At 65.5% G+C, this 6359-nt stretch carries 4 protein-coding genes; 3 read left to right on the forward strand and 1 reads right to left on the reverse strand.

The window, feature by feature from the left end:
• Positions 1 to 118: 118 nt before the first annotated feature.
• A complete protein-coding gene (locus tag ACJ7C5_RS20980) occupies positions 119 to 2554 on the reverse strand; it encodes a TonB-dependent receptor plug domain-containing protein (RefSeq protein ID WP_412704940.1) in 2436 nt (811 codons plus the stop codon).
• Positions 2555 to 2768: 214 nt separating this feature from the next.
• Between ACJ7C5_RS20980 and ACJ7C5_RS20985 the strand changes: the two genes are divergently transcribed.
• The 3 genes from ACJ7C5_RS20985 (at position 2769) to ACJ7C5_RS20995 (ending at position 5996) form a co-directional block, all read left to right on the forward strand.
• Positions 2769 to 3251, forward strand: a complete 483-nt coding sequence (locus ACJ7C5_RS20985) for a DUF3574 domain-containing protein (protein ID WP_412704941.1) — start codon at positions 2769 to 2771, stop codon at positions 3249 to 3251.
• A 36-nt stretch (positions 3252 to 3287) separates the two neighbouring features.
• Positions 3288 to 4145: an XAC2610-related protein gene (locus ACJ7C5_RS20990; RefSeq protein ID WP_093999941.1), complete on the forward strand. Its 858-nt coding sequence runs from the start codon at positions 3288 to 3290 to the stop codon at positions 4143 to 4145.
• Positions 4146 to 4277: 132 nt separating this feature from the next.
• Positions 4278 to 5996, forward strand: a complete 1719-nt coding sequence (locus tag ACJ7C5_RS20995; protein WP_412704942.1) for a thiamine pyrophosphate-dependent enzyme — start codon at positions 4278 to 4280, stop codon at positions 5994 to 5996.
• The last annotated feature ends 363 nt before the right edge of the window (positions 5997 to 6359 follow it).

A 6359-nucleotide genomic window follows, 5' to 3' on the forward strand; every position in this document is an offset into this window, starting at 1 on the left:
CAGAGCGTTCACCTCCGGTGGGTGCCGACCGTTGGTCGGCACGAAGGGCAGGCTGCATGGAACGCAGACAGTGCGGACCAACGGTCCGCACCCACCGGGAGTCATTGGTCCAATGCAATCAGAACGTATAGCGGACGCGGCCGTAGTAATACGCGCCGTTGCTGCCGATCGGCGACAGCACGTCGTACGGCAGGTTGCCGAAGTAGTGGATATCGCTGTTGGATCGATCCGGGTAGTTGTCGGTCAGGTTCTGCCCGCCGATTGCCACGCTCCACTGCGGGGTGATGCGGTATTCCACTTCGGCATCCAGCTGCCATTCGGCCTGGTAGGTCTGGCGCGGGATGTAGCCGTCACCGAAGTTGAACACGCGGGTGGCGCTGCCATAGCGGTTCACGCGGGTGCTCAGCGACCAGTGGTCGTTGCTCCAGGCCGCCGAGAAACTACCGCGCGTGCGCGGGGTGGCATCGGTGAGCGTGTTGGTCTCCTCGATGCCGAACAGCACGTAGTCCGGGTTCAGCGCGCGCAGCTGCGCCGGCGTGGCCAGCACGTTCTTCAGCGTGGTCTTGGTGTACGCATAGGTGCCGGTCAGCAGCAGCTGGCCATCGCCCAGCGACTGGCGCCAGTTGCTCACCAGCTCGGCGCCGCGGGTGCGGGTATCGGCCGCGTTGACGAAGAAGCTGGCGCTCTGCAGGCCAGTGACGCCGTAATTGGCGGCCACGTAGTCGGTCAGCGCATCACCGGTGATGCTCTCCGACAGCGCGATGCGGTCATCGATGTCGATCTGGAAGAAGTCCAGCGACAGGTCGAAGTGCTCACCGATGCGGCTGGTGAAGCCCAGCGAGGTGTTGATCGATTTTTCCGGCTTCAGGTTCTGCGCACCCAGGCCGCGCGCTATCGGATTGTTGACCGACAGCAGGCGACCCTGCACCAGCTGGCCGCCTGCGTTGTAGCCGGTGGAGGTGGATTCGTAGCCGATCTGCGCCAGCGACGGCGCGCGGAAGTTGTTGGAGATCGCGCCGCGCAACGCGAACGCCGGGGTGAATTCATAGCGCAGGCCGAGCTTGCCGGTCAGTTCACTGCCGAAGTCGTCGTTGTGCTCGTAACGTGCGGCCAGATCGGTGGAGAATTTCTCGCCGAACTGGCTGGACAGGCTGGCGTAGGCGCTGGCCACGTCGCGCGACAGGCGCGCCGCATCCTGCGGCGTCAGGCCGCCACCGGCCTGCGACCCGGTCGGGCGGTCGGTGTACGGGCCGGCGGCGTAGCTGGCCGGGTCACCGGGACGGGTCTGGTAGCGCTCATGGCGCGCTTCCACACCCAGGCCCAGGGTGTGGCTGATGCTGTCGCTCTGGGTGAACACGCGGCTCAGGTCGAGGTTGCCCACGGTCTGTGCGTATTCGTAGTCGGCGGTCTTGAAGCGGGTCGGGCTGGTCGGGCCCAGCGATGCGTTGAGCGAATCGCGCAGGCGGTAGGTGAAGTCGTTCTGGCCGTAATCCAGGCTGCCGTCGTAGCTCCACTCACCCCACTGGCCGCGCACGCCGGCCACAGCCTGCACGTCGCGGTTCTCGCCTTCGGAGATCGGCCGGTAACCGTTCGGATAGACCTGCTTCCAGTTGGCATCGCCATCGGGATAGCGGAAGTAGTTCGCGCCTTCGGTATCCCGCTGGTTGAAGGTACCGAACGCGTAGAACGTCGACGTCTGGCCCACCGGGATCTCGGTGTTCAGCCACAGGTTGATGTCCTTGCTCTTGCCATCGCCCAGCACGTAGTTGCGCTTGCCCTGCAGCGCCAGGTTGTCCGGCGTCTGGTCCCACGGCGGAATCTGGTCGAAGCCGGCGCGGTTGGTGCCGTTGCGGTGCTTGTACTCCAGGCCGACGCGCAGGAAGCCGCCATCTTCGCTCAGCGAGGTGCCGACCTTGGCGCTGATGTTGCCGGTCTGGCCGTCGGTGAGAGTGCGGCCGATCGGCTTGAGGTCGGTGTGGTTGGCACCGTAGCTGGCCTCGATCTCGCCGCCGTCACCGCCGTTGTCGAGGATCACGTTGATCACGCCGGCCACCGCATCCGAGCCGTACAGCGCACCAGCGCCGTCACGCAGCACTTCGATGCGCTTGATCGCACTGACCGGAATCGAGTTGAAGTCGACCGGCGTGGTGCCCTTGCCGATCTTGCTGTCGGTGTTGACCAGCGCGGTGTGGTGGCGGCGCTTGCCATTGACCAGCACCAGCACCTGGTCCGGCGACAGGCCGCGCAGCTGAGCGGCGCGCACGTGGTCAGCGCCGCCGGAGTTGGACTGGCGCGGGAAATTGAACGACGGCAGCAACGCCTGCAGCGCACTGCCCAGTTCACCATTGACCACGCCGGCCTTGCGGATGTCCTCGGCGGTGAGCACATCCACCGGCGAGGTGGATTCGAGCACGGTGCGGTCGGCGGCACGGGTGCCGGTGACGATCACCGTGTCGAGGTTGGTGGCGTCCTGGGCCAGGGCCGGGACGGCAGCGGAGGAAAGCGCGAGGGCGATGGCGAGGCCGAGCGGCGACGCGGGCAGGCGGACGGACATGGGGGCTCCAGCAACAACGACGACGGGGAAGGGGGAGATAGTTTCACTTACATCCATCCGGATGAAGCGATATATTATCTTCGCGTGATGGCCGGTGCCGATGCAAGTCCCTGCCGGTCCGGCATGAGCTGATGCCCGGTTGGCATCAGCACGCCGGGCCGGTGGCGCTGTACGCTGCCGGCTCGTCTTGTCCCCCTTCCCCGGAGCTGTACCGATGAAACACCTTGGCCTCGTCTTCGCCGTGCTGCTGGCCACCAGCGGCTGCGCCAGCCTGTCCTCGCAGGCGCCCAGCGCCTATGCCACGGCCACCACCGCCGAACTGAAGGGTGATGCCGCACGCCCGTCCGACGGCCACGGCTGGGTGCGCAGCGAGCTGTATTTCGGCGTGGGCGAAGAGCAGGGCGCAGGCAGCCGTCCGCAGGCCGACACCATCGGCGAGACGCAGTGGCGCGCGTTCCTGGACAAGGAAGTGACCCCGCGCTTCCCGGATGGCCTGACCGTGTTCGATGCCTACGGCCAGTGGCTGTTCCGCGGTGATGCCTCGCCCAACCGCCTGCGCACCAAGGTGCTGGTGGTGCTGCACGAGGACACCCCGCAGCGCCGTGCCGATATCGAAGCGATCCGCCTGGCGTGGAAGCAGCAGACCAAGCATCAATCGGTGCTGTGGTCGCGGCAGCCGGTCGAGGTATCGTTCTGAGGTGAAGGTGCCAGCGCGGTGCCGCAGGGAGCGATGATGAACTACAGGGAGTGCATGCTGGGCCTGGTGTTGGCAGGCGTGCTGGCACCGACGGCGCAGGCGCGTGGGGATGACGGCGAAACGCTGCGGTTCCAGGTGGCCGCTCACGTGCAGGCGCACGCCGATCCCCAGCAGGACGGCAGCATCGCGGTGCAGATGTCACCGTCAGGCAAGCGCCAGACGCTTGAGGGCGCGGCCGATGCCGACGGCAATTCGCGATGGTCTCTCGAAGATGTCGATTTCGATGGCTACCCGGAACTGGTCGCGCGCGCCTCGGTGGGCATGGTCAACGAAGCGGTGACGGTGTACCGCTTCGATCCGTCCAGTGCCGGGTTCCGCGCGCTGCAGGCGGACACCCATGGCAAGGACAGCTGCGGTGACCTGATGGGGTTGAGCGTGGATGCTGCCACTCGAACCCTGACCAGCAGCTGCCGCAGTGGCCCGATGTGGTACGCCGACCAGTACCGGTTCTCGAGCGCGACGCTCTACCTCTACCGCAGCGAGAGTGTGCTGATGCTGGGCGACACGGTGAGCGCCGCGTTGCAATGGGAACAAACCGACGAGCAGGGTCCGCTGGCGGTCTGGCGCACCTATGATCCCGCTGGCCGTGTGCTGGAGAGCGCCATCGCCGATGGCCTGGGCGCACCGCCGGATGGACCGCTGCGTGGCCAGCAGGCCACCGTTGTACCCGCGCGCCTGTTCCTGTTCAACCGGCCCGGTGCGACCAGCACCAAACGCTACCTGGTGCAGGGTGACCGCGTGGAACTGCTGGATGAACAGGACGGCTGGCTGAAGCTGCGCTACCGCAACCCGAAGCAGGGCGCGGTGGTGGGCTGGATCAACGTCAACGATTGAAGAAAAAAGGGGACGGAGGGAATTAAGTCGTTTGTGCCGTTAACGACTTAATTCCCTCCGTCCCCTTTTTTTGCGGAAGCATCACTTCTACGGGTCTAGCCTCGGACGTTCCCCCGTTCGAGGATGTATCCGATGAGCAAGCGCGTGGCCGAAATCGTGGTGGACGCCCTGCAGCAGGCCGGTGTCCGCCGCTGTTATGGCATCGTGGGCGATACGCTCAACCATGTGACCGATGCGATGCATGGCAGCGAGATCGCCTGGGTGCACGTGCGCCATGAAGAAGTGGCAGCGTTCGCTGCAGGCGCCGATTCGCTGGTGAGCGGCGAACTGACCGCCTGCGCCGGCTCCTGCGGCCCCGGCAGCCTGCATTTCATCAACGGCGTGTTCGAGAGCAACCGCAACCGCGCGCCGATGGTGCTGATCGCCAGCCAGGTGGTGACCAGTGAGCTGGGCATGGAATTCCCGCAGGAAGTGGACTTCAAGGCGGTGTATGCCAGTTGTTCAGTGTTCTGCGAGCAGGTGCACAGCGCCGAACAGGCGCGCCGCGTGGTCACGCTGGCCTGCCAGGCCGCGATCAGTCGCCGCGGCGTGGCGGTGGTGATCCTGCCCGCCGATATCAGCCAGGCCGAAGTGAAGCACGATGTGCCGTTTTCGGTGCACTACACCCAGCCGGTACTGCGTCCCTCGGACGCCGAACTGCAGCGCATCGCCGAGCTGCTGGGACAGGGCAAGCGCATTGGTGTCTACGCTGGTGCCGGTTGCCAGGGCGCACACGCGCAGCTGCTGGAGCTGGCCCGGCGCCTGCAGGCTCCGATCGCGCACACCTCGCGCGCCAAGGACTTCGTCGAGCCGGACAACCCGTACAACATGGGCATGACCGGCATCTTCGGCATCGAATCCGGCTTCCACACACTGATGGAGTGCGACACGCTGCTGCTGCTCGGCGCCGATTTCGCCTGGGGTCAGTTCTATCCGGACAAGGCCACGATCATCCAGGTCGACCGCGATGGCAGCCACCTCGGCCGCCGCCATCCGGTGAACCTGGGCGTGGTCGGTGATATCGCGCCGACGCTGGATGCCTTGCTGCCGATGCTGCCGCCGCGCGAGGACAGCAGTTTCCTGGACGAGTGCATCGAGCGCCGTGACAAGGCACTGAACAAGCGCGAAAAGGAAGAACAGCCGGGTGAAGGCGAATTGATCCATCCGCAGCACCTGACCGCGCTGCTGTCGAAGCATGCCAGCGACGATGCGCTGTTCACCGCCGACGGCGGCTCGCCGATGGTGTGGGTGCTGCGGCATATCCGGGTGAATGGCCGCCGCCGCACGCTGACCAGCTTGCTGCACGGCACGATGGCCAACGCGATGCCGCAGGCGCTGGGCCTGCAGAAGGCGTTCCCCGGCCGGCAGGTGATCTCGCTGTCCGGCGATGGCGGTCTGGCAATGCTGTTGGGCGACCTGCTGACGGCCGTGCAGGAAAACCTGCCGATCAAGGTGGTGGTGTTCAACAACGGCTCGTTGAATTTCGTCGAGCTGGAGCAGAAGGTGGAAGGCCTTCTGGACAACTACACCGACCTGAAGAACCCGGACTTCGGCCGTCTGGCCGAAGTGATCGGCTTCCACGGCCGCACCGTGACCCGCAGCGAAGATCTTGAGGAAGCGGTGCTGGACTTCCTGTCCCAGCGGGGCCCGGCGCTGCTGGACGTGCATACCAGCCGCGCGGAGCTGGTGATGCCGCCGCAGATCGAGGCCAAGCAGGTGGCCGGCACGGCGTTGTACGCGGCCAAGGCGGTGTTGAACGGCCGCTTCGACGACGTGAAGCATCTGCTGGTGGACAACTTCCTGAAGAAGTAACGGGGTGGGTTTGATGCAGGGCTGCGCCCTGCACCCGCTACGAGCCGGAGCCAGAGCAGAAGCGGGTTTCCTGAGGGAAGGCGGGGTGGGTCCGGTTGCGGGGGACGCCGTAAACCCGTCCATGAAGTGACCCCCGCAACCGGACCCACCCCGCCTTCGACAGATCATCGCGATCTGCCGGTAGATCCACGCCATGCGTGGATAACGTGGAAATGATCGAATTGTTCGTGTAGAGCCGAGCCATGCTCGGCTCAGATGCCTCGCGTACAGCAGCCGAGCATGGGCTCGGCTCTACAACGAGCGCCTGACTTTGCTTTTGATCTTTTGATTCTCTTCCGTGGCTGGCACGCGCAGGAAACTGTC

The organism is Nocardiopsis yanglingensis, from assembly GCF_045809185.1.
Lineage (GTDB): Bacteria > Pseudomonadota > Gammaproteobacteria > Xanthomonadales > Xanthomonadaceae > Stenotrophomonas > Stenotrophomonas yanglingensis.